Genomic DNA, 22,497 nt, shown 5'->3' with positions numbered 1-22,497 from the left:
ACGATGACATGTGATCAGCTGGTGAAGTTGATCAAGGGTCTGCCGTGGCAGCAACGGATTGAGGGATCACATGTCGTCGTACTTCACCGACCTGGCTCAGCAGTACATCGACGGTGAGTGGCGCCCGGGTACCGGCTCCTGGGACATCATCGACTTCAACCCGTACGACGACGAGAAGCTGGCGTCGATCACGATAGCCACGGTGGACGAGGTCGATCAGGCGTACCGGGCGGCCGAGCGCGCCCAGAAAGCGTGGGCGACGACCAACCCGTACACTCGCCGCGCCGTGTTCGAGAAGGCGCTGCGGCTGATCGAGGACCGCGAGGCCGAGATCAGCGAGGCGATCATCGCCGAGCTGGGCGGCACGCGACTGAAGGCCGCCTTCGAGCTGCACCTCGCCAAGGAGTTCCTGCGCGAGGCGATCCACCTGGCGCTGCGCCCCGAGGGCCGGATCATCCCGTCTCCGGTGGACGGCAAGGAGAACCGCGTCTACCGCGTGCCGGTCGGCGTCGTGGGCGTCATCAGCCCCTTCAACTTCCCCTTCCTCCTCTCGGTCAAGTCGGTCGCCCCGGCGCTCGCGCTGGGCAACGCCGTCGTCCTCAAGCCGCACCAGAACACTCCGGTCTGCGGCGGCACGCTGGTCGCGAAGGTCTTCGAGGACGCGGGCCTGCCCGCCGGCCTGCTGAACGCCGTCGTCACCGACATAGCCGAGATCGGCGACGCCTTCATCGAGCACCCTGTCCCGAAGGTCATCTCCTTCACCGGCTCCGACAAGGTCGGCCGGCACGTCGCCACCGTGTGCGCCGCGAACTTCAAGCGGTCGGTGCTCGAACTGGGCGGCAACAGCGCGCTGGTGGTCCTGGACGACGCCGACGTGGACTACGCGGTCGACGCGGCGGTCTTCAGCCGGTACGTCCATCAGGGCCAGGTCTGCATGGCCGCGAACCGCGTCCTCGTGGACCGCTCGATCGCCGACGAGTTCACCGAGAAGTTCGTCGCCAAGGTCAAGACCCTGAAGGCCGGCGACCCGCGCGACCCCGAGACGGTCATCGGCCCGGTCATCAACTCCTCGCAGGCGGACGCCATCGCGGGCGTGGTCGACCAGGCGCTCGCCGAGGGCGCGACGGCCCTGGTGCGCGGCGGGCGGGCGGACAACCTCATCGAGCCGTCCGTCCTGACCGGCGTCCCCGCCGACTCGGCCCTGCTCCAGCAGGAGGTCTTCGGCCCGGTTGCCTTCATCATCCCGTTCGACGGCGAGGAGGAGGCGGTACGCATCGTCAACGACACCCCGTACGGCCTGAGCGGCGCCGTCCACACCGGGAACGTCGAGCGGGGCGTCACCTTCGCCAAGCAGATCGACACGGGCATGTTCCACGTGAACGACGGCACCGTCCACGACGAGCCGATCGTCCCCTTCGGCGGCGAGAAGCACTCGGGCATCGGCCGCCTGAACGGGGAGACGATGCTGGACTCTTTCACCACGATGAAGTGGATCTCGGTGCAGCACGGCAGGAGTGCCTTCCCCTTCTAGCGGTTCCGGCCACGGCTGACGGCGATCCGCCGTACGTCGGTCAGCGCCTCGCTCATCCGGGCCAGCAGGAACCGGAGCTGGTCGGGCGTGGCCCGGCGGTCGGCGAGCAGGTCGTCCGCGTGGCCGAGGAGTTCGTCCGCCATGTCGAGCTGTACGGCCTCGACGATGTCGGCGAGCCGGGCGAGGTAGCCGGTTCCGTCGGTGACGAGATAGCAGGGCTTGCGTCCCTCGCCGGTCCAGGGCAGCAGCCGTGCCGTGTCGAGGTCGGTCATACGGGCATCTCCGTTCCGTGACGGGCGACGTAGGGGCGGACCAGCGGGCTGTCCTCGCCGCGCAGGGGGCGCTCCCAGCCGGGGCGCGCGGTACGGCTGCGGAGGTGCGGGCACTGGCATGGGGCGAGCACCGGCTGCCGTACAGGCTTTCGGCGCCGCCCCGTTCCGGGCAGAAGAAGCCGTAGCAGTGGTTCGAAGAGCCAGCGGGCGATACGGTGCCCCATGTCGTCAGCTCCCTAGCGTTGGTTGATGGCCACACCCCCGGACCGGTGGCTCGGTCGCGGGGGTTCTCGCGTTCTGTAGCGAACCGCTCACACTGTGCGGCCTTCGGGGCTAGCCTCGCCAGAGGGGCGCGTGTGACAAGGCATTTGTCACAAGGGGGTTGATTCAGTGAGCAACATCTACGGCGACTGGCTCAGGGAGCGGCGCGAGGCGGCGGGCCTGACGCAACAGCAGTTGGCGGACCGGGCGGTGATGACCCGTTCGCACATTGCCCACATCGAGGCGGGCCGCAGAGTGCCGTCCAAGGGGGACGCACAGCGGCTGGACAAGGCGCTGGGTACGGGGAATGTGCTGAGCAGCTTTCTGCCGCAGGAGGATGTGGCCGTTGCTGACTACTTCGAGGCGGCCCTGGAACTGGAGAAACAGGCGGTGGTGATCCGGGAGTCGGCGGTGATGTTCGTGCCGGGGCTCCTTCAGACGAAGCGGTATGCGCGGTCCGTCCTGGGCACGACGTTCCCTCCCCTGCGTGACGAGGAACGTGACAGACGCCTTGTCACACGCCTTGAGCGGGCAAAGCTTCTCGACGACCCGGTGACGCCCACCTTCTGGGCGCTGTTGGACGAGGGGCTGCTCCACCGCGTGGTGGGCGACAAGGGCGTCATGGCAGAGCAGCTCGTGCATCTCGTAGATCTCATGGAGAGCGGCCGCATCCGCGTGCACGTGATGCCGCGAGGCACGGGTGCCTACCCGGTCATGCAGGGCATGCTGAGCCTGATGTGGTTCGAGGACCAACCCCCGGTCGCCTATTCAGAGGGCATCCGCGTCGCCCAGGTCCACGACTCCCCGGCTGTCGTCGAGCAGTTGCAGGGCGCCTACTATCTCGCACTGAGCGACGCGCTTCCGCTGCGCGAGTCGCTAGCCCTGCTCAAGGCCACGGCGAAGGATTACGATCACGATGCCTAAGCACGTCATATCGGACGCTGCCACGCTCAGCGGCTGGCGAAAGTCGTCGTACAGCGGGAACGAAGCCGGCAGCTGCCTCGAAGTCCTCGACCACGACCCCTCCGGCATACCCGTCCGCGACTCCAAGATCCCCCACGGCCCCGCCCTGCTCTTCCCCGCATCCGGCTGGTCGTCGTTCGTCACGGCGGTCAAGGACGGAACTGTCATCTAGCTGTACACTAGATGCATGTCTGCTACATATCCCATTGCCGAAGCGAGGGGCAAGCTCGGGGACCTCGCCCGTCGGGCCGCCCAGCACGAACACATCACCCTGACGGACCGTGGCGTCCCCACCGCGGTCCTGATCTCTCCCGCGGAGCTCGAAGACCTCGAAGACGCGCTCGCACTGGCCCGCCTCGAGCGTGACCGCGCCCTTGGGATCGCCGCAGCTCCCGTCCCGCACGCCGAGGCGCGCCGGATACTGCTCGAAGCTGCTGGGAGGAGCCAGGCTTGACCTGGGAAGTCCAGTGGGAGCCAGCGGCGCTGAACGAGGCCACCGGTTACCTCAAGGACGAGCCGCAGGGTGTGGACGGGCTCCTCCGTGCCGCCGACCAACTCACCGAGAACCCCAGGCCTGAGGGGTCCCGAGCCTGGGGCGCAGACCACCGCCGCCTCCATCACGGGCCCTGGCGGATCCTCTATCGCATGGATCAGGACGCCAGGGTCATCCATATTGAGCACATCGGGCGTACTGTCTCCTGACAGGCGGTCTTGGCGCCCACCCAGGGCTACTCGCCTGCGCTCACCGGACTCCGAGTTCCCAACCGGGGACGAGGTCGAGTTCGCCATGCAGCGCGGCGTCGCTCTCGGCGTCCAGCTCGTCGTCGGTAGCGAGGTCGGCGAGGGTCTTGGGCGGTTGCCCGGAGGGTCAGGGCTCGACGGGCTGGGTGGTCACGGGTCCTCCCTGGTGCATTGGGGACAGAATCTGTCCTATATGGCCGCTAACTTCATCGGTGTCAGGCAGAACGCCCCCTGAACAGGGGCACCCCGATGAAAGGCGGCTGTCATGGTCACTCACGTTCCGGCCGAGGCGCACGGCGACGAGTGCGGAGCGCTGCTCTCCTTCCTCGCGGAGCAGCGCGGCGGCGTCCGGCGGGCGGTGCTCGGGCTGACCGAGGAGCAGGCGAACAGCAGGCCCAGTGCCAGTGAGCTGTCGCTCGGCGGGCTGGTCAAGCACCTCGCCGAGGTCGAGCAGGGCTGGGTGGCGATCGCCAAGGGCGAGCCGCGTGCCGTCGCGCGGGACGAGACGAACTGGCACGAGTGCTTCCGGCTGGTCGACGGCGAGACTCTCGAGGCGCAGCTGGCGTACTGGGAGAAGGTCGCAGCCGAGACGGAGGCGTACGTCCGGTCGGTGCCCAGCCTCGACGACACCTTTCCGCTGCCGGACGAGCCGTGGTTCGGGCAGGCGGAGCGTGTCTCCATTCGCTGGCTGGTCCTCCACCTGATCCGCGAGACGGCCCGGCACGCGGGCCACGCCGACATCATCCGGGAGTCCCTGGACGGCAGGACGGCGTTCGAGCTGGTGGCCGAGGAACAGCGGATGGTGGTCGCGTCATAATCTGGACCGCATGTCAGCGATCCGTCTCCTCGTGCTAGGCGCGGTCAAGATGCACGGACGGGCCCACGGCTACCAGGTGCGGGGCGACCTGGAGTACTGGGGCGCGCACGAGTGGTCCAACGCCAAGCCCGGCTCCATCTACCACGCCCTGAAGCAGATGGCGAAGCAGGGGCTGCTGTACGCGCACGAGACCGCCCCGTCCACGGCCGGCGGCCCGCCCCGTACCGAGTACGAGCTGACCGAGCAGGGCACCGAGGAGTACTTCGCCCTGCTCCGGGACGCGCTGATCACGTACGACCAGCGCGGGGACATGAAGTCGGCGAGCCTCGGCTTCATCGTCGACCTGCCGCGGGCCGAGGCGGTGGCACTGCTGAAGGAGCGGACCCGGCGGATCGAGGAGTGGCGGGCCTCGGTCCTGGAGCACTACGTGCCCGAGGAGGGCCCCGGGCAGCTCGGTCACATCGGCGAGATCATGAACATGTGGGTCCACACGGCCGACTCCGAGGCCGAGTGGACCCGCGGCCTGACCGACCGCATCGAGGGCGGCGCCTACACCTTCGCCGACGAGGGCGAGCCGTTCGTCGGAGTCCTGGCCCAGGGTGAGGAGAACCCGTACGCGACGGGGGAGCGGCATCCCGAGGACGACCGATAGGACCGCCACGGTCACTAATCAAATTTGACGAATGGATCCGCCAGGGTTACCTTCCTCCCTCGTAGTCAAGTTTGACTAGCGAGGGAGAGGGTAGTGGCCGACACGGTGATCACCGTCGAAGGGGCCACACAAGACCTACGGAGGCAAAGGCGGGAAACACGCACTGGACGGGCTCGACCTGACGGTCACGCGCGGCACGGTGCACGGGATCCTCGGCCCCAACGGCGCCGGCAAGACCACCTTGGTGCGGGTCCTGGCCACGGCGAGCGCCGTACGCGACCTGTTCGGCAACCAGGGCGGCGAACCCGGACACGTGTGGGCGGCGGTCGTCTGGCCGCTGCTGCTGCCCGCGGTGTTCTTCCCGCTGGCGATACGGCGCTTCTCCAGGCTCAGTCGCTAATGGTGAAAACCGGTGGCCGCATCCCTGCTGTGCGTCAGCGAATGCGGCTGCCGGCGCAGCTCCGGCAGGAGCCGGGACAGGTCCTCCAGGAACAGGTCGGCGAGGTCGGCCGAGAAGCCGTTGCGGCACACCACACGCAGCACGGACAGGTCCTCGCGGTGCGGCGGGAAGGTGTACGCGGGCACCAGCCAGCCCCCCTCGCGCAGCCGCCGCGAGACGTCGAACACGTCGTACGCCTGCACGTCATCAGCCGTCGTGAAGGCGAACACGGGCAGCTGGTCGCCCCGCGTGAGCAGCCGGAAGTCACCCAGCTCCGCCACCCCGTCGGCGATTTTCCGCGCCACGTCCCGCGAGGCCTGCTGCACGGCCCGGTAGCCCTCGCGGCCCAGCCGCAGGAACGTGTAGTACTGCGCCACGACCTGCGCGCCCGGCCGGGAGAAGTTCAGCGCAAAGGTCGGCATGTCGCCGCCCAGGTAGTTGACGCGGAAGACCAGCTCCTCCGGCAGCGCCTCCGCGTCCCGCCACAGCGCCCAGCCGACGCCCGGATAGACCAGCCCGTACTTGTGCCCCGAGGTGTTGACCGACGCCACGCGCGGCAGCCGGAAGTCCCACACCAGGTCCTCGTCGAGGAAGGGCGCGACCATGGCGCCGGACGCCCCGTCGACGTGCACGGGGATGTCGAGGCCGGTCCGCTCCTGCAGGGCGTCCAGGGCCGCGCACAGCTCGGCGACGGGCTCGTACGAACCGTCGAAGGTCGAGCCGAGGATCGCGACGACCCCGATGGTGTTCTCGTCGCACAGCTCGGCGGCGAGCTGCGGATCCAGGTGGAACCGGTCGCCCTCCATGGGCACCTGGCGGGCCTCCACCTCCCAGAAGGTGCAGAACTTCTCCCAGCAGACCTGGACGTTGACCCCCATCACGAGGTTGGGCCGCGCCCCCGGATACCGGTCGCCGTTGCGCCGCGCCCACCGCCGCTTCAAGGCCATCCCGGCGAGCATGCACGCCTCGCTCGACCCGGTGGTCGAACAGCCGACGGCCGCCGCCGGGTCCGGGGCGTTCCACAGCTCGGCGAGCATGGCCACACACCGCCGCTCCAGCTCGGCGGTGCGCGGATACTCGTCCTTGTCGATCATGTTCTTGTCCCGGCACTCCGCCATCAGTACCCCCGCCTGGGGCTCCATCCAGGTGGTGACGAAGGTGGCGAGATTCAGCCGGGCGTTGCCGTCCAGCATCAGCTCGTCGTGCACGAGCTGGTACGCCGTGGAGGGCGGCAGCGGGGTGTCGGGGAGCCGGTGCGTGGGCGGGGCCTCGGCCATCCCGCCGACGGGGTCGGCGGCGCCGTAGAACGGGTTCACCGGCAGGCGGCGTGCGTCGGGCTGCTCGGGTCCTTTGTGGAGCGGCATACCTACGACGGTAGATCCGGGAAATCGGGCTTGCATCTCACGCAACGTAAGGACTCAGTGTGGAGCGCGTACGAGGAAGGGAGCGGAAGTGAGCTACTCCGTGGGACGGGTCGCCGGCTTCGCCGGCGTCACGGTGCGCACCCTGCACCACTACGACGCCATCGGGCTGCTCGCCCCGAGCGAGCGCAGCCACGCGGGCCACCGGCGCTACAGCGACGCCGACCTCGACCGGCTGCAGCAGATTCTGTTCTACCGGGAGCTTGGCTTCCCGCTCGACGAGGTCGCCGCCCTGCTCGACGATCAGGCCACCGGAAAAGCAGACCCGCGCGCGCACCTGCGCCGCCAGCACGAGCTGCTGACCGCCCGGATCGAGAAGCTGCAGAAGATGGCGGAGGCCGTGGAGCACGCCATGGAGGCACGGAAGATGGGGATCAACCTCACGCCCGAGGAGAAGTTCGAGGTGTTCGGGGACTTCGACCCGGACCAGTACGAGGACGAGGTGCGCGAGCGCTGGGGGAACACCGACGCCTACCGGCAGTCCCAGCAGCGCGCGGCGTCCTACACCAAGGAGGATTGGCAGCGGATCCAGAACGAGGCCGACGAGCTCACCCGGCGGTTCGTCGCCCTGATGGAGGCCGGCGAGGCGGCCGACTCCGAGGCGGCGATGGACGCCGCCGAGGAGCACCGCCGGGGAATCGCCCGCAACCACTACGACTGCGGGTACGAGATGCACACCTGCCTGGCCGAGATGTACGTCAACGACGAACGCTTCACCCACAACATCGACAAGGCGAAGCCGGGCCTCGCGGCCTACATGCGCGAGGCGATCCTCGCCAACGCCGCCCGGCACTCCTCCTAGAAGGCGGCGGTTTCGCGGAGCACCCCGGTGATGGCGCCGGGGTGCTCGGCTTTGTGCCAGGCGCTGCACAGGGCATTCTGGGAACTACCAAGGAACCCGGGGCGTGATGGCTGCGTTGATACTTTTGGGCAGCCAACCCAGCCCGAATCCCACAGCAGCAGGAGCCACAATCCCGTGACCACGCTTGCGCTCGGCCCCGAGTGGCTCAGCCCGGACTATCTGATCTCCACCTTCAGCCTGCCCGGCATCCTGCTGATCGTCTTCGCGGAGTCCGGGCTCTTCGCTTTCCTGCCCGGCGACTCCCTGCTGTTCACCGCGGGTCTCTTCGTGGCCCAGGGGCAGTACATCAGCCAGCCCCTGTGGCTGGTGTGCACGCTGATCGTGATCGCCGCCGTCATCGGCGACCAGGTGGGCTACATGATCGGCAAGTTCTTCGGCCCGAAGCTGTTCAGCCGCCCCGACTCCAGACTCTTCAAGCAGGAGAACCTGGAGAAGGCCCACGAGTTCATGGAGAAGTGGGGCCCCAAGGCGATCGTCCTGGCCCGCTTCGTCCCCATCGTGCGCACCTTCGCCCCCATCGTGGCCGGCGCCGGCCGCATGAAGTACCGCACGTTCTTCACGTACAACATCATCGGCGGCATCGCCTGGGGCACGGGCGTCACCCTCGCGGGCTACTGGCTCGGCCAGATCGAGTTCATCCGCACCCACGTCGAGGCGATCCTCGTCCTGATCGTCCTGCTCTCCGTGGTCCCGATCATCATCGAGTACCTCCGCGACCGCGCCAAGAAGAAGCGCACGGCCGCGGCAGCTCCGGTGCAGCCCCCGCTCATGGACGCCCCCACGACCCAGCTCCGCCGCATCGACCCGGACGAGCCCTACCCCCAGCCGTACCCGCCGCAGCAGCCTTACGGCTCCCAGCAGGGCGGTCAGTCGCCTTACAACCAGGGGTACTGAGCCAACCGAGGGGCGCGGGGAACTGCGCGACAAGCCACCGACAACCAGCACCCGCCGACAACAAGTAGTCCCCGAGCTGCTAGGCGCTCAGAATCCCCTGGTCCGCTTGGCGGCTCGCCGCTTGTCCGCAGACCCGATCCGCAGGAACATCCGCGAGATCTCCGACCCGAGGTTCACCCCGATGGCGATCGCCATGGCCAACGCAACAGCCTTGGTCAGGGAAACCAACCCGGCATCGACCTGGTTCTGCGCGATCGACAACAACCCGAAATACGTCGCCGAACCCGGCAACAGCGGCCCGATCGCCGCCGTCGTGTACGGCAACGCGGACGCGAACCGGTAGCGCGACAGCAACTGCCCGAACAACCCCACCAGCCCCGCGGCCGCCGCCGTGGAGGCCACCGGCGAGATCTCCCCCACGGAGTGCATCGCCCCGAACACCGACCAGGCGACACCCCCGTTCAACGTCACCAACAGCACCGTCGACCGCTCCTGCTGCAACAGCACCGCGAACGTCAGCGCCAGCAGCATCGCCGCCCCGATCTGCCACAACGGCCGTGACGAGCCGCCCAGCGCCGTGTCGGGATGGAGCTCGGCACCCAGCTTCACGCCGAAGTACAGGACGACCAGCACCCCGATGACGATGCCGACGTAGAAGTACATGACCTCCAGCAGGCGCGCGGCCGCGGTGATGTAGTAGCCGGTCAGCCCGTCCTGGACGCCCGCCACGAGCGCCCGCCCCGGGAGCAGAGCGAAGAGCCCACCGGTGACCACCGCGGAGGCGTTCACGTGGACGCCGGTCAGCGTGAGCGCCACCCCGACCGCGGCCGGCGGCATCGCGGCCACGATGAACTGGTAGAACTCCGGCAGCCCCCGCCCCGCGCACAGCCACGCCAGCCGGTCGCCCAGGCTCGCGCCCAGCACGGCCGCGACGAACACCACGAGGCCGCCGCCGACCAGCACCGAGGCCGCGCCCGCGAGCAGTCCGCTGGCGGCGGTGAGCGTCCAGGTGGAGTAGGGGTGCCGGTTGCGCCGTATCTCCGCGAGCCGCCGGTAGGCCTCCTCCAGGGAGATCTGCGTCTCCGGGTCGCTGAGGTCGTCCACCAGCTGGTACACGGCCGCGAGCCGCGTGTAGTCGGTACCCCGGCGCCGTACCGTCCGGGACGCCGTCACCGGGTCGTCCACCAGGGACGGCTGGTACGAGATCGCCAGCAGCGTGAAGGTAACGTTCGGCTCGCAGCGGTCCAGGCCGTAGGAGCGGCAGACGGCGAACATCGCCGCCTCCACGTCCTCGGCGCCCTCACCGCCCGCCAGCAGCAACTCGCCGATACGCAGCGTCAGGTCGAGCACGCGCGGGACGGCGGGCCCGGACTCGTCGTGCCGGTGCGCCTGCTCCAGCACGGGCCGCTCGGCCACCGGCATGCGCAGCATCGTGCGCATCCGGTCCTGCCAGGGCACGTCCTTGGTCAGGCTGATGACCGGCACCCCGCTGGGCGGGGTGAACGCGGGCGGGGCCTGCCGGGCGCTGTACGTGCGGGGCGGAGAGAACGCCGACCCCTCGGCCTCGACGGCGGACACCTGCGGTACGTCGAGCCCCTGCGGAACAGCGAAGTCGGACGTGGTCTCCGGCTCCGTACCGCCCCTGGGGACCGCGAGCCCTTGGGGAACGGCGAACTCCGATGTGATCTCGGGATCGAACGTGGCCCTCGCCTCGTCCGACTGCGGCTTGCGGTCCTCCGCGTCCGTCACTTGAGTAGCGCTCCCTGTACGACACCTCCGTCAGGCCTCAGTATGCGCACATACACGCGAACGGGCCGCACGCGCGTGCGCACGGCCCGTTCTCAGGACAGGCTGAGGTAACGGCGTCAGTGGCCGCCCGTCTCCTTGAATCGCTTGTACGACCGCTCGATCTCGGCCTCGGCGTCCGTGCGGCCCACCCAGTTGGCGCCCTCGACCGACTTGCCGGGCTCCAGGTCCTTGTAGACCTCGAAGAAGTGCTGGATCTCCAGACGGTCGAACTCCGACACGTGGTGAATGTCACGCAGGTGCTCCACGCGCGGGTCGGTCGACGGCACGCACAGCAACTTGTCGTCGCCACCGGCCTCGTCCGTCATCCGGAACATGCCGATCGCGCGGCAGCGGATCAGGCAGCCCGGGAAGGTCGGCTCGTCGAGGATGACCAGCGCGTCCAGCGGGTCGCCGTCCTCGCCGAGGGTGTTCTCGACGAAGCCGTAGTCGGTCGGGTAGGCGGTCGACGTGAAGAGTCGCCGGTCCAGGCGGATACGACCGGTCTCGTGGTCCACCTCGTACTTGTTGCGCGAACCCTTCGGGATCTCGATCGTGACGTCGAACTCCACCGGTGGCTCCTCCATGATCAGCACATAGTTCTGGTGGTTAAGTGTCCCTCACGCCGGTGTGTGATCGCGAAAGGGGCTGGTGTTCGTGCCGGAACTGAGGCCTTGGCGGGCCGCCAGACCGCATGTGGTGCGGGTGGCGGGCGCCGTACGACCGCGTCTCGCCCGGGCCGCGGACACCGTACGGCCTCATCTCACCCGGGCCGCAGGGGCTGCGCGGCCACGGGTCACGCGGCTCGCGCGGGCCCTGTCGTCGCAGGTCACACGGGTCGGGCAGGTGTCACAGAGCTGGCGGGGCTCCCGGGCGAAGAACTGGCAGTACACCGCCGGTGCCGCCACTGCCGGTCTCGCCCTGGCCGCCGGTGTGGTGACCGCCGCCGGTCCCTGGGACTCCAGCGGTCAGCGTACGGCCGAGCGGGACTGGGCGGTCGCCCACGACCGCACGGGTGGCGCAGATCACGGCCGTACCTCCGGTACGTCAGGTTCCTCCGGTGCGGTGGCCGAGGCGCCGCGGCCCGCGCCCAGCGCCGCCTCCGTGCTGGCCGGCCTCGGCGGCGCCGGCGGCACGGTGAAGCCGGCCCCGAACGGCGCGGCCCTCGCGCGCGTCCTCGACCCGCTCCTGAAGGACCCGGCACTCGGCTCCCGCCGTACGGCCGCGGTCGTCGACGCGGCCACCGGCAAGCTCCTGTACGGCACGGGTGCCGACGTGCCGCTCATCCCCGCGTCCACGACGAAGATCGCCACCGCGGTCGCCGCCCTGACCGCGATGGGCCCCGACCACCGCCTCACCACCCGCGCCGCGCTGGAACCCGACACCAAGGAGGTCGTCCTCGTCGGCGGCGGCGACCCGACACTCACCGCCCGCAAGGAGGCCGGCGGCTGGGCGAGCCTGCGCGCGCTGGCCGCCGGGACGGCCGCGGCCCTGAAGAAGCACGGCCTGCGCGAGGTGACGCTGTCGTACGACACCACCCTGTACGCGGGCCCCGAAATGCATCCGATCGGGGTCAACGGCAACCTCGCGAAGATCACCGCCCTGATGGCCGACGAGGCCCGCACGGACGACTCGACCAGCGGACCGGCACCGCGCGTGCCCGACCCGGCGGCGGACGCGGCCCGCAAGTTCGGGCAGTTCCTGAAGGAACACGGCATCAGCACGACGCCTCCCGGCCCCTCCAAGGCCACGGGCCGCGCGGAAACCCTGGCCAAGGTCTCCTCGCCACCCCTCTCCTCGCTCGTCGAACGCATGCTCACCAACAGCGACAACGACATCGCCGAGCACCTCGCCCGCCAGACGGCGATTGCGACGGGGAAGCGGGCGGACTTCACCGGCGCGGGCTCGGCCATCCACGCCCAGTTGGCGAAGCTCGGCCTCCCCTTGAAGGGCGCCCGCTTCAAGGACGGCAGCGGCCTCGACCGCGCCGACCGTCTCACGGCCGACCTCCTGACCGCCCTCCTCACCAAGTCGGCCGCCCCCAGCCACCCCGCCCTCCGGGCCGTCCTCACCGGCCTCCCCGTCGCAGGCTTCACCGGCACCCTGACCAGCCGCTACGCGGACGGCGCAGCAGGCGTCGTACGCGCCAAAACAGGCACCCTCACCGGCGTCAACACCCTCGCAGGCACGGCAGTCGACCAGAACGGCCGCCTCCTGGCGTTCACCTTCCTGACCTCGAACACCAGGAACCCGGGCGCAGCCCAGTCGGCCCTGGACAAAACAGCAACAACCCTGACGACCTGCACCTGCCGCTAGCCACACGAAGCCGTCGCAGCCGCGGGCAGTCGTGCGTAGCTGCGGGCAGTCGTGCCGCTGGGGCGGCACGGGTGGGCGCAGCGGCACCCCGCCAGCACGGGCGAGCGCACCCACCCCCGGCCGGCGCCAACCAACGGCACCCCGCACACCCACGCCCCTCAGCCCTCACACCGACCACCTCCACAGCCCACCCGGCACTCTTCGGCCTGCCCCCAGCGGCAGCGCTCACGTACGGTTGACGCATGACGAGCATCGGTGGAGCCGAGATGGTCGACTGGAATCTCGCGGTGGCGACCGCGACCCGGCTCATGCGGCCGGGCCCCGAGGTGAGCCGCGACGAGGCCCGGGCCGTCGTCGCAGAGCTGCGCCGGCATGCCAAGTCCTCGGAGGAACACGTCCGGGGCTTCACTCGTATGGGCACCGAAGACACCCACGACACCCCCGTCCTCGTCGTCGACCGCCCCGGCTGGGTCCGGGCGAACGTCGCCGGGTTCCGGGAGATCCTCAAACCGCTGCTGGACAAGATGCAGGAGCGCCGCAGCGGCACCCCCGGCGGCGCGGTCCTCGGCGCCGTCGGCGGCAAGGTCACCGGCGTCGAACTGGGCATGCTGCTGTCCTTCCTGGCCTCCCGCGTCCTCGGCCAGTACGAGACCTTCGCCCCGGCCACCCGCGAGCTCCCGGCCGGCGAGAACGGCGGTGGCCGCCTCCTCCTCGTCGCCCCGAACATCGTGCACGTGGAGCGCGAACTCGACGTACAGCCCCACGACTTCCGCCTGTGGGTGACCCTGCACGAGGAGACGCACCGCACGCAGTTCACCGCGGTTCCCTGGCTGCGGGACCACCTGGAGGGCGAAATCCAGTCGTTCTTGGGGGAGACCGACGTCGACCCCATGACCGTCCTGGAACGCATCCGGGAGGCCGCACAGACTCTGGCCGGCGGCCGTCCCGAGGCCGAGGAGGGCGACGACGGCCGCTCCCTCGTCGAGATCGTGCAGACCCCGGCCCAGCGGGAGATCCTCGGCCGCCTCACCGCCGTGATGTCCCTGCTGGAGGGCCACGCCGACTTCGTGATGGACGGCGTCGGCCCGGCCGTCGTCCCGTCCGTGGCCGAAATCCGCGAGAAGTTCCAGCAGCGGCGGGCCCGGGGCGCCTCCCGGCTGGACCAGGCCCTGCGCAAACTGCTGGGCCTGGACGCCAAACTCCGGCAGTACCGCGACGGCGAACGCTTCGTCCGGGCCGTCGTCGACGAGGTCGGCATGGACGGCTTCAACCGCGTGTGGACATCCCCGAACACTCTCCCCACCAAGACGGAGATCGCCAAACCGGCGGACTGGATCGCGCGGGTGCACCGCAAGCACGAGGCGTGAACGAGGTGGGACGGGTGTGAAAGGAATCCGGCCGACGGCAGGCGAGAGCCCCTTCAATCACCCGTCCGAGGGACCGTGAGCCATGGGTAGGCGTGCAATGCTCGGGGAACCGCCCGTTTCTGTCACCATCTACACACTCTGAGTGACCGACTCGGGCTCACCCCCGGACAACTTCATGAAGGGAACCGGACATGGGTCCCCATCCAGCGGTCGCGGCGATACGCCTGGCGGTCCGCCGCGTCCTCCACGACATCCTCACCGACCACAGCCGCACCAGCGAGCAGACAACCGCACAGGCAATCGCACAGCCCGCCGCGCAGGCCTCCCGGCAGGCCCCCGCGCAGACCCCGCACGAGCAGTCGCCCCCGCCGCTCGTGCTCGTGGCCTGCTCCGGCGGCGCCGACTCCATGGCGCTCGCCTCCGCCCTCGCCTTCGAAGCCCCCCGGCTCGGCATCCGCGCCGGCGGCGTCACCGTCGACCACGGCCTCCAGGACGGCTCAGACCTGCGTGCCGAGGAAGTCGTCCTGCGCCTGCGCGAACTCGGCCTCGACCCGGCCGAGTCCGTCGCCGTGACCGTGGGCCGCGGCAGCGGACCCGAAGCCGCCGCACGCGACGCCCGGTACGCCGCCCTCGACGCCGTCGCCGTACGCCACTGCGCCACCGCCGTCCTGCTCGGCCACACCCGCGACGACCAGGCCGAAACCGTCCTGCTCGGCCTGGCCCGGGGCTCCGGCATCCGCTCCCTGTCCGGTATGGCCGTGGTCTCGGGGGCCGGCGGCCGCTACCGCCGCCCCTTCCTCCAGCTCGACCGGCAGACCGCCCGCAAGGCCTGCATGGTCCAGTCCCTGCCGGTGTGGGACGACCCTCACAACACCGACCCGGCCTACACGAGATCCCGCCTGAGGCACGAGGGCCTGCCCGCCCTGGAGAAGGCGCTCGGCAAGGGCGTCGTGGAGGCGCTCGCCCGCACCGCCCGGCTCTCCCGCGACGACGCCGACGCCCTCGACGCCTGGGCCCGCCAGGCCGAGGCCACCGTCCGCGACGCCGCCGGCCGCCTGGAGTGCGCCAAGCTCTACGCCCTGCCGCCCGCCGTACGCCGCCGCATCCTGCGCCGGGCCGCCATCGAGGCCGGTGCCCCGGCCGGTTCTCTCTTCGCCCGGCACATCGAGGAAATCGACCGGCTGATCACCGGCTGGCGCGGTCAGGGGGCCATCAACCTCCCCGGCAAAGTCGTCGCCCAGCGGCAGGGTGGCAGACTGGTGATTCGGCAAGGCTGAAACCGGGCCCCAGGAGGGGATCGCCTCCGGGCCGGTCCTTCAGACAGCGGGACGACCGAAAGTGATGCGGGTGGACGCGAAAGACATGGGTGCCGACCTCAAGCAGGTACTCATCACCAAGGAAGAGATCGACGCGAAGCTGGCCGAGCTGGCCGCGAAGATCGACGCGGAGTACGCGGGCAAGGACCTGCTCATCGTCGGCGTCCTCAAGGGCGCCGTGATGGTCATGGCGGACCTCGCCCGGGCGCTGTCCACCCCCGTCACCATGGACTGGATGGCCGTATCCTCGTACGGGGCGGGCACCCAGTCCTCCGGTGTGGTGCGGATCCTCAAGGACCTCGACACCGACATCAAGGGCAAGCACGTCCTCATCGTCGAGGACATCATCGACTCCGGCCTGACCCTGTCGTGGCTGATCTCCAACCTCGGCTCGCGCGAGCCCGCCTCCCTCAAGGTGTGCACGCTGCTGCGCAAGCCCGAGGCCGCCAAGGTCGCCATCGACGTGGAATGGGTCGGATTCGACATCCCGAACGAGTTCGTCGTCGGCTACGGCCTCGACTACGCCGAGAAGTACCGCAACCTCCCGTTCGTCGGTACGCTCGCGCCTCATGTGTACGGCGGCTAGCCCAGTCCCGTGAGACGGTCGGGAACCCCAGCGGGTTTCGCGCCGTTGGAGCATGCAGACGGGTTCGCCAGCCTCCCGGTGCGGCTTCGGGCCGCAATGCTGGGGTACCGTCAGAAGAACTGTCTTATCAAACTCACTATGGCAGGAGGGACGGGGCGGCACCGCTCCGTATGGATGGACGTGAAGCGATACTTCCGTGGGCCGGTCATGTGGATCGTGCTGGCCGTCCTTGCCGTGGTCGTGTTGATGCAGGTCGTCGGCTCGTCCGGCGGCTACAAGACGGTGGACACGGGCCAGGTCGTCCAGGCGATCAACCAGAACCAGGTCGAGTCGGCCAAGCTGACCACCGGCGACGAGCAGACGATCAAGGTCCAGCTGAAGGACGGCCAAAAGGTCGAGGGCAGCTCGAAGATCCAGGCGAGCTACATCGGGAATCAGGGCGAGGAGATCGCCAGCACGCTGCAGAACAAGTACCAGAGCAAACAGATCCAGGACGGCTACACGGTCTCGCCGTCCAAGCAGAACCCGTTCGTCAGCATCCTGATCACCCTGCTCCCCTTCGTCCTCATCGTGGTCATCTTCCTGTTCCTGATGAACCAGATGCAGGGCGGCGGCTCCCGCGTCATGAACTTCGGCAAGTCCAAGGCGAAGCTCATCACCAAGGACACCCCGAAGACGACGTTCACCGACGTCGCGGGCGCGGACGAGGCCGTCGAGGAACTGCACGAGATCAAGGAGTTCCTGCAGGAGCCGGCCAAGTTCCAGGCCGTCGGAGCGAAGATCCCCAAGGGCGTCCTGCTGTACGGCCCGCCCGGCACCGGCAAGACGCTGCTCGCGCGTGCCGTCGCGGGCGAGGCCGGGGTCCCCTTCTACTCGATCTCCGGTTCCGACTTCGTCGAGATGTTCGTCGGTGTCGGTGCCTCCCGAGTCCGTGACCTGTTCGAGCAGGCCAAGGCGAACGCCCCGGCGATCGTCTTCGTCGACGAGATCGACGCGGTCGGCCGCCACCGCGGCGCCGGCCTCGGCGGCGGTCACGACGAGCGCGAGCAGACTCTGAACCAGCTGCTCGTCGAGATGGACGGCTTCGACGTCAAGGGCGGTGTGATTCTCATCGCCGCGACGAACCGGCCCGACATCCTCGACCCGGCGCTGCTGCGCCCCGGCCGCTTCGACCGCCAGATCGCGGTCGACCGCCCGGACATGCAGGGCCGTCTGGAGATCCTCAAGGTCCATCAGAAGGGCAAGCCGGTCGCTCCGGACGTCGACCTGTCGGCGGTCGCCCGCCGCACGCCCGGCATGACCGGTGCCGATCTGGCCAACGTGCTGAACGAGGCCGCGCTGCTCACGGCCCGCAGCGACAAGAAGCTGGTCGACAACCAGATGCTGGACGAGGCCATCGACCGTGTGGTCGCGGGCCCGCAGAAGCGGACCCGGATCATGTCGGACAAGGAGAAGAAGATCACCGCGTACCACGAGGGCGGGCACGCCCTGGTCGCGGCGGCCTCACCGAACTCCGATCCGGTCCACAAGATCACGATCCTGTCGAGAGGCCGGGCGCTCGGCTACACGATGGTGCTGCCGGACGAGGACAAGTACTCCACGACCCGCAACGAGATGCTGGACCAGCTGGCCTACATGCTGGGCGGCCGCGCGGCCGAGGAGCTCGTCTTCCACGATCCGACGACGGGTGCCGCCAACGACATCGAGAAGGCCACCGGCGTGGCCCGCGCGATGGTCACGCAGTACGGCATGACCGAGCGCCTCGGTGCGATCAAGTTCGGCGGAGACAACACCGAGCCGTTCCTCGGACGTGAGATGTCTCACCAGCGCGACTACTCGGAAGAGGTCGCCGCGCTGGTCGACGAAGAGGTCAAGAAGCTCATCGAGACCGCGCACAACGAGGCGTGGGAGATCCTGGTCGAGAACCGCGACGTGCTCGACAACCTCGTCCTGGCCCTCCTCGAGAAGGAGACGCTGGGCAAGGAGGAGATCGCCGAGATCTTCGCCCCGATCGTCAAGCGCCCGCCGCGGCCCGCCTGGACCGGTTCCTCCCGCCGTACGCCGTCCACCCGCCCGCCGGTCCTCTCCCCGAAGGAACTGGCGCTGACGAACGGCGCGAACGGCTCGACCCCGGCGATCACCACCGCGAAGAGCACCGCGGCGGAGCCCGCCCAGGCCCCCGAGCGAGCCCCGGAGGACCGCCCGGAGAGCTGACCCACGGCTCTCCGGCAGGTCCCACCAGGCCCGGAATGGATGCCGCGCCCCCCTGGTTCTAGGCTGGGGGGCGCGGCATTTTGGCCATCTGCACCTGCCGCCCCCGGGTAGACACAGGAACGAGGCACCACATGACCGACCCCGTGACGCTGGACGGCGAGGGCCCGATCGGCGAGTTCGACGAGAAGCGGGCCGAGAACGCCGTACGCGAACTGCTGATCGCGGTCGGCGAGGACCCGGACCGCGAGGGGCTCCGGGAGACGCCGGCGCGGGTGGCGCGGGCCTACAAGGAGATATTCGCGGGGCTGTGGCAGAAGCCCGAGGACGTCCTGATGACGACGTTCGACATCGGGCACGACGAGATGGTGCTCGTGAAGGACATCGAGGTGTACTCAACATGTGAGCATCATCTGGTCCCGTTCAGGGGTGTGGCTCACGTCGGGTACATCCCCTCCACCAGCGGAAAGATAACCGGCCTGTCCAAGCTGGCGCGGCTCGTGGACGTCTACGCCCGCCGCCCGCAGGTGCAGGAACGACTCACCACGCAGATCGCGGACTCGCTGATGGAGATCCTGGAGCCGCGCGGGGTGATCGTGGTCGTGGAGTGCGAGCACATGTGCATGTCGATGCGCGGGATCCGCAAGCCCGGCGCGAAGACCCTCACCTCGGCGGTGCGCGGGCAGCTGCGGGACGCGGCGACCCGTAACGAGGCGATGAGCCTCATCATGGCCCGCTGAGGCTTCCTCCAGGGTCAGGCCGCCGGTGCCGCGCCCGCGCCGTTGTGTTCGTCGTCCTCGGGGAGTTTGCAGACGCGTTCCAGGAAGATGGCTGCCGCCATGACCGCGATGCCGGCCAGGACCGAGAAGCCGGCGTAGATGGCCTGGTCGCGGCGGGCGGGGATGTCGAGGGATTCCAGCAGGAAGACGCCCGTGCCGCCGTACATGCCGGCGACGAGGGCGGCTACCAGGGCGCTGGCATGGCCGAAGACGACCGCGCGGGCCGCCATCAGGGGGTCGACGCCCTTGGCGCCGGGCTGGCGCTCGCGCTGCGCCTTGAGGCGGGCGCGGATCGACAGCGCCGTGGCGAGCAGGATGACGGCGATCAGGGCCAGGACGATGGGGGCGGCCAGGGGGACGCTCGGGAGGGTCCCGATCGAGTTCCAGAGGCGGGCGCCCGCCCAGGACAGCACTCCGGCGACGACGAAGACGCCGACCAGCAGCCTGATGCGCAGCTCTCTCACGATGCCCCTTCGCGTTTCCCCCGGTGCCCGGTGCCCGGCCTGAATGGTCGTCTTGACCTTAACGGCTACTCGGGCAGTCGGAGTTCCAGGTCCTTGCGCGGTGCGACATCCTCCCGGGTGACGCCAGCCAGCAGATCGGCGACCTGGCCGCGGCCGGGGAGCTGAGCCTTGGGTTCCACGTCGTGCCAGGGGGCGAGGACGAAGGCGCGCTCGTGGGCGCGCGGGTGGGGGAGGGTGAGCTGCGGGTCGTCGGAGACGACATCGGCGTAGGCGACGATGTCGACGTCGAGGGTGCGCGGGCCCCAGCGCTCGTCCCGGACGCGGTGGAAGGCCTCCTCGACCGCGTGCGCCCGCTCCAGCAGGGAGGACGGGGGGAGCGTCGTCTTCAGGACCACGACCGCGTTGAAGTACGGCGGCTGGGTGCCGGGCTCGACGCCCCAGGCTGCCGTCTCGTACACCGGGGAGACCGCCTTGATGCGGACGCCGGGGGTGTCCTCGAGGGCGTCGATGGCGCCCTGGAGGGTCTCCAGGCGGTTGCCGAGGTTGGAGCCGAGGGAGATCACGGCCCGTTTCGGGTTCTGCAGCGTGGTGTCGGCTGCGTCCACCTTCTCGACGACGGAGGCGGGCACCGGCTGTACGGTCGGGTCGGTCGGACCCCTGGTGAACGATGCGGTCATACTCGGCTCCGGGTGATGGTGACGGTCACGTCGTCGAAGGGGACCGTGATCGGCGCGCCCGGCTTGTGGACGCAGACCTCGACCTCTCTGACCCCCTCGTGCTTCAGACATACCTGGGCGATGCGCTCGGCGAGCGTCTCGATGAGGTTGACGGGCTCGCCCTCGACGACGGCCACGACCTCCTCCGCCACGATGCCGTAGTGCACGGTCTTCGCCAGGTCGTCGTCGGCCGCGGCCGGGCGGGTGTCCAGGCCGAGGACGAGGTCCACGACGAAGGTCTGGCCCTCCTCGCGCTCCTCGGGGAACACGCCGTGGTGCCCGCGGGCCTTCAGGCCGCGCAGCGCGACACGATCCACGCGAATCACTCCTGCAATCGTCGCTGTCGGCCGGCTGGTGCCGTGTGCGGGCGGCACACCGGCCACAGTCGAATCTACCTGCGCGCACGGGCGGGGCCGGGCCACAGGGGCGGCACCCAGGGCCGGGGCCAGGAGGATTCATCGTGCGTTTCCCCTGGGGAACCCGGCGGCTCACGGGTTGGTAGCCGCCCATACCCACGGGTCCGTGATTCCAACCACTTCCCGGTCCTCAGGGGTGCCTACCCGCTCAGGCGGGTGTGTCGTCCCCTTCGTCCCCGTCGGTTTCGGCCAGAACGGGCGAGGCATGGTGCGACCAGAGCTTCCAGCCGGCGGGTGTGCGCCGGAACACGTTGGTGGCGACCACCAGCTGGCCGACGAGCGGTCCGAGCTCCTCGCTGCCCTGGGGGGCGGGCCCGCCGCTGAGGATGTTCTCGGTGCAGGTCACCAGGGCGGTGTCGCCGGTGACCGAAACGTGCACATCGGTGAGGAAGAACTGGATGTAGTCGGTGTTCGCCATGATCAGCGCGTACGACCTGAGGACCTCGCCGCGCCCCGTCAGCGCGGGCCAGCCGGGGTGCACGCAGGAGACCACGCCGACGTCGGCCGGGTCGTGGTACGACTCGTCGACGCCCAGGTCGGACGGGGTGAGCCAGAGCGCGGAGACTTCGTCGAAGTCGCCCCGTTCCATCGCCTCGTAGAAGGCGGTGTTGGCGGCCTCGACCTGCTCGACGTCGGTGTGGGGGGCGCTCACCGGGCTCCTTCTGGGCCGCTGCCTGCCGTGCGCGCCTCCTCGAGGGCGCGTGCCACCCGTACGGCGTCCGCCGTCGCGCCTACCTCGTGCACGCGCACCGCCCACGCGCCGGCGTGCGCCGCGAGGGCGGAGACGGCGGCGGTGGCCGCGTCGCGCTCCCGTGCGGGCGGGGGCGCGCCGTCCGGACCGGCGATGACCCGGCCGAGGAACCGCTTGCGGGAGGCGGCGACGAGCAGCGGGTGCCCGAGGCCCAGCAGGCGGTCGAGGTGGGCGAGGAGCACGAGGTCGTGCTCGGCGTCCTTGGAGAAGCCGAGGCCGGGGTCGACGACGATCCGGTCGGCCGCGATGCCGCCCGCGAGCACGGCCTCCACGCGCGCGTGCAGCTCGTCATGGACTTCGGCGACGACGTCGTCGTAGACGCCCTTGATGTTGCCGCCCTGCAGGTAGCCGCGCCAGTGCATGACGACGAAGGGGGCGCCGGAGTCCGCCACGACCGGGATCATGCGGGGGTCGGCGAGGCCGCCGCTGACGTCGTTGACGAGGGCGGCGCCGGCGGCGAGGGCCTTTTCGGCCACGGAGGAGCGCATGGTGTCCACGGAGATCGTGACGCCCTCGGCGGCCAGGCCGCGGACGACCGGCACGACGCGCCTGAGCTCCTCGGCCTCGTCGACCCGGGTGGCGCCGGGGCGGGTGGACTCGCCGCCGACGTCGACCAGGTCCGCGCCTTCGGAGACCAGGTCGAGGCCGTGCTTGATGGCGGCCGTCGTGTCGAAGAAGCGGCCGCCGTCGGAGAAGGAGTCGGGGGTCACGTTCACGACTCCCATGACCGCGCAGCGGTCCCATGCGGGCAGGCCCGCCACTTGGCGGCGGCCGGTCTCAGTGCTCATGGGTTCAGCGTAGGCCGTGGGCGGGTGCGGGTTCGTGGTGGGATTTCGTTTCCCGCCCGAACCGCCCCCGACCGACTCGCCGCGCCCGCGCGTGAAGCGGCCCGAGCGAAAGCCCCCGGGGCGGGGGGCTCGGGCTTCCGCTCGGGCCA

The 22,497-nt window shown here is 69.8% G+C and carries 25 protein-coding genes and 2 pseudogenes; 17 read left to right on the top strand and 10 right to left on the bottom strand.

Features of this window, described 5'->3' with window-relative positions; genetic code table 11:
* Nucleotides 1-70: 70 nt before the first annotated feature.
* Entirely contained in the window at nt 71-1,531 is a 1,461-nt protein-coding gene (locus H8R17_RS18130; protein ID WP_187824245.1) for an aldehyde dehydrogenase family protein, read from the top strand.
* On the opposite strand, the gene H8R17_RS18125 is transcribed toward H8R17_RS18130, so the two are convergent.
* Both H8R17_RS18125 and H8R17_RS18120 read right to left on the bottom strand, forming a co-directional pair.
* Nucleotides 1,528-1,803 (bottom strand): hypothetical protein, encoded by a 276-nt coding sequence (locus tag H8R17_RS18125; protein WP_187824244.1) that lies wholly within the window; start codon nt 1,801-1,803, stop codon nt 1,528-1,530. The two genes, H8R17_RS18130 and H8R17_RS18125, sit on opposite strands and share 4 nt — an antisense overlap.
* Nucleotides 1,800-2,027 (bottom strand): hypothetical protein, encoded by a 228-nt coding sequence (locus tag H8R17_RS18120; protein WP_187824243.1) that lies wholly within the window; start codon nt 2,025-2,027, stop codon nt 1,800-1,802. Before H8R17_RS18120 ends, H8R17_RS18125 begins: the two co-directional genes overlap by 4 nt.
* Nucleotides 2,028-2,193: 166 nt before the next feature.
* Here H8R17_RS18120 and H8R17_RS18115 point away from each other — a divergent pair, with 166 nt between their 5' ends.
* From H8R17_RS18115 to H8R17_RS18080, 8 genes and pseudogenes are all read left to right on the top strand, one after another.
* Complete coding sequence (locus H8R17_RS18115; RefSeq protein WP_187824242.1) at nt 2,194-2,988, top strand: Scr1 family TA system antitoxin-like transcriptional regulator; 795 nt, start codon at nt 2,194-2,196, stop codon at nt 2,986-2,988.
* The gene (locus H8R17_RS18110) at nt 2,981-3,199 is read left to right on the top strand and encodes a DUF397 domain-containing protein (RefSeq protein ID WP_187824241.1); all 219 of its coding nucleotides are present in this window, start codon (nt 2,981-2,983) and stop codon (nt 3,197-3,199) included. The genes H8R17_RS18115 and H8R17_RS18110 overlap by 8 nt, the downstream gene beginning before the upstream one ends.
* A 15-nt stretch (nt 3,200-3,214) precedes the next feature.
* Nucleotides 3,215-3,481 carry a type II toxin-antitoxin system prevent-host-death family antitoxin gene (locus H8R17_RS18105; RefSeq protein ID WP_187824240.1) on the top strand — a complete coding sequence of 89 codons (267 nt, stop codon included), beginning with the start codon at nt 3,215-3,217 and terminating at the stop codon, nt 3,479-3,481.
* Nucleotides 3,478-3,729 (top strand): type II toxin-antitoxin system RelE/ParE family toxin, encoded by a 252-nt coding sequence (locus H8R17_RS18100; RefSeq protein ID WP_187824239.1) that lies wholly within the window; start codon nt 3,478-3,480, stop codon nt 3,727-3,729. Before H8R17_RS18105 ends, H8R17_RS18100 begins: the two co-directional genes overlap by 4 nt.
* 304 nt (nt 3,730-4,033) lie before the next feature.
* Nucleotides 4,034-4,585, top strand: coding sequence for a DinB family protein (locus H8R17_RS18095; protein WP_187824238.1), 552 nt, complete (start codon nt 4,034-4,036; stop codon nt 4,583-4,585).
* A 10-nt stretch (nt 4,586-4,595) separates the two neighbouring features.
* Nucleotides 4,596-5,237: a PadR family transcriptional regulator gene (locus tag H8R17_RS18090; protein ID WP_187824237.1), complete on the top strand. Its 642-nt coding sequence runs from the start codon at nt 4,596-4,598 to the stop codon at nt 5,235-5,237.
* A 93-nt stretch (nt 5,238-5,330) separates the two neighbouring features.
* Nucleotides 5,331-5,499: pseudogene (locus H8R17_RS48690) on the top strand (ATP-binding cassette domain-containing protein); the annotation flags it as partial.
* Nucleotides 5,497-5,637 (top strand): annotated as a pseudogene (locus H8R17_RS18080) (ABC transporter permease); the annotation flags it as partial. The pseudogenes H8R17_RS48690 and H8R17_RS18080, both read left to right, overlap by 3 nt.
* Here H8R17_RS18080 and H8R17_RS18075 read toward each other — a convergent pair.
* Nucleotides 5,634-7,040 (bottom strand): glutamate decarboxylase, encoded by a 1,407-nt coding sequence (locus H8R17_RS18075; RefSeq protein WP_187824236.1) that lies wholly within the window; start codon nt 7,038-7,040, stop codon nt 5,634-5,636. The pseudogene H8R17_RS18080 and the gene H8R17_RS18075 overlap by 4 nt on opposite strands.
* An 88-nt stretch (nt 7,041-7,128) precedes the next feature.
* On the opposite strand from H8R17_RS18075, the gene H8R17_RS18070 reads away from it, so the two are divergent.
* Nucleotides 7,129-7,899, top strand: a complete 771-nt coding sequence (locus tag H8R17_RS18070) for a MerR family transcriptional regulator (RefSeq protein ID WP_187824235.1) — start codon at nt 7,129-7,131, stop codon at nt 7,897-7,899.
* Nucleotides 7,900-8,073: 174 nt separating this feature from the next.
* On the top strand, nt 8,074-8,853 hold the full coding sequence (locus H8R17_RS18065) for a VTT domain-containing protein (RefSeq protein WP_187824234.1): 780 nt from the start codon (nt 8,074-8,076) through the stop codon (nt 8,851-8,853).
* Between the two features lie 87 nt (nt 8,854-8,940).
* Here the strand turns inward: H8R17_RS18065 and H8R17_RS18060 are convergent, their stop codons facing one another.
* Both H8R17_RS18060 and H8R17_RS18055 read right to left on the bottom strand, forming a co-directional pair.
* Complete coding sequence (locus tag H8R17_RS18060; protein WP_187824233.1) at nt 8,941-10,602, bottom strand: threonine/serine exporter ThrE family protein; 1,662 nt, start codon at nt 10,600-10,602, stop codon at nt 8,941-8,943.
* A 116-nt stretch (nt 10,603-10,718) separates the two neighbouring features.
* On the bottom strand, nt 10,719-11,210 hold the full coding sequence (locus H8R17_RS18055) for an inorganic diphosphatase (protein ID WP_187824232.1): 492 nt from the start codon (nt 11,208-11,210) through the stop codon (nt 10,719-10,721).
* A 79-nt stretch (nt 11,211-11,289) separates the two neighbouring features.
* Between H8R17_RS18055 and dacB the strand changes: the two genes are divergently transcribed.
* From dacB to folE, 6 genes are all read left to right on the top strand, one after another.
* Nucleotides 11,290-12,954, top strand: a complete 1,665-nt coding sequence (dacB, locus tag H8R17_RS18050) for a D-alanyl-D-alanine carboxypeptidase/D-alanyl-D-alanine-endopeptidase (RefSeq protein WP_187824231.1) — start codon at nt 11,290-11,292, stop codon at nt 12,952-12,954.
* Between the two features lie 242 nt (nt 12,955-13,196).
* The gene (locus H8R17_RS18045) at nt 13,197-14,321 is read left to right on the top strand and encodes a zinc-dependent metalloprotease (RefSeq protein ID WP_187824230.1); all 1,125 of its coding nucleotides are present in this window, start codon (nt 13,197-13,199) and stop codon (nt 14,319-14,321) included.
* Nucleotides 14,322-14,512: 191 nt separating this feature from the next.
* Complete coding sequence (gene tilS / locus H8R17_RS18040; protein ID WP_187824229.1) at nt 14,513-15,598, top strand: tRNA lysidine(34) synthetase TilS; 1,086 nt, start codon at nt 14,513-14,515, stop codon at nt 15,596-15,598.
* A 64-nt stretch (nt 15,599-15,662) separates the two neighbouring features.
* Nucleotides 15,663-16,223 carry a hypoxanthine phosphoribosyltransferase gene (gene hpt, locus H8R17_RS18035; protein WP_055523757.1) on the top strand — a complete coding sequence of 187 codons (561 nt, stop codon included), beginning with the start codon at nt 15,663-15,665 and terminating at the stop codon, nt 16,221-16,223.
* A gap of 174 nt (nt 16,224-16,397) precedes the next feature.
* On the top strand, nt 16,398-18,437 hold the full coding sequence (ftsH, locus tag H8R17_RS18030; protein WP_187824228.1) for an ATP-dependent zinc metalloprotease FtsH: 2,040 nt from the start codon (nt 16,398-16,400) through the stop codon (nt 18,435-18,437).
* A gap of 131 nt (nt 18,438-18,568) precedes the next feature.
* Nucleotides 18,569-19,174, top strand: a complete 606-nt coding sequence (folE, locus tag H8R17_RS18025; protein ID WP_187824227.1) for a GTP cyclohydrolase I FolE — start codon at nt 18,569-18,571, stop codon at nt 19,172-19,174.
* Nucleotides 19,175-19,188: 14 nt separating this feature from the next.
* Here folE and H8R17_RS18020 read toward each other — a convergent pair whose 3' ends face one another.
* The 5 genes from H8R17_RS18020 to folP all read right to left on the bottom strand — a co-directional run bounded on the left by H8R17_RS18020 (nt 19,189) and on the right by folP (nt 22,348).
* Complete coding sequence (locus H8R17_RS18020; RefSeq protein WP_187824226.1) at nt 19,189-19,677, bottom strand: DUF3180 domain-containing protein; 489 nt, start codon at nt 19,675-19,677, stop codon at nt 19,189-19,191.
* 65 nt (nt 19,678-19,742) lie between these two features.
* Nucleotides 19,743-20,354: a 2-amino-4-hydroxy-6-hydroxymethyldihydropteridine diphosphokinase gene (gene folK / locus H8R17_RS18015; protein WP_187824225.1), complete on the bottom strand. Its 612-nt coding sequence runs from the start codon at nt 20,352-20,354 to the stop codon at nt 19,743-19,745.
* On the bottom strand, nt 20,351-20,710 hold the full coding sequence (folB, locus tag H8R17_RS18010; RefSeq protein WP_187824224.1) for a dihydroneopterin aldolase: 360 nt from the start codon (nt 20,708-20,710) through the stop codon (nt 20,351-20,353). Before folB ends, folK begins: the two co-directional genes overlap by 4 nt.
* Nucleotides 20,711-20,957: 247 nt before the next feature.
* Nucleotides 20,958-21,461: a nuclear transport factor 2 family protein gene (locus H8R17_RS18005; RefSeq protein WP_187824223.1), complete on the bottom strand. Its 504-nt coding sequence runs from the start codon at nt 21,459-21,461 to the stop codon at nt 20,958-20,960.
* Nucleotides 21,458-22,348, bottom strand: a complete 891-nt coding sequence (gene folP, locus H8R17_RS18000) for a dihydropteroate synthase (protein WP_187824222.1) — start codon at nt 22,346-22,348, stop codon at nt 21,458-21,460. The genes H8R17_RS18005 and folP overlap by 4 nt, the downstream gene beginning before the upstream one ends.
* Nucleotides 22,349-22,497: the final 149 nt, after the last annotated feature.

The sequence above is a fragment of the Streptomyces sp. TRM68367 genome, assembly GCF_014495685.1.
Taxonomy (GTDB): Bacteria; Actinomycetota; Actinomycetes; order Streptomycetales; family Streptomycetaceae; genus Streptomyces.
The sequence above is the reverse complement of the archived record's forward strand: the minus strand, read 5'-3'. Positions and strand labels throughout refer to the sequence as shown.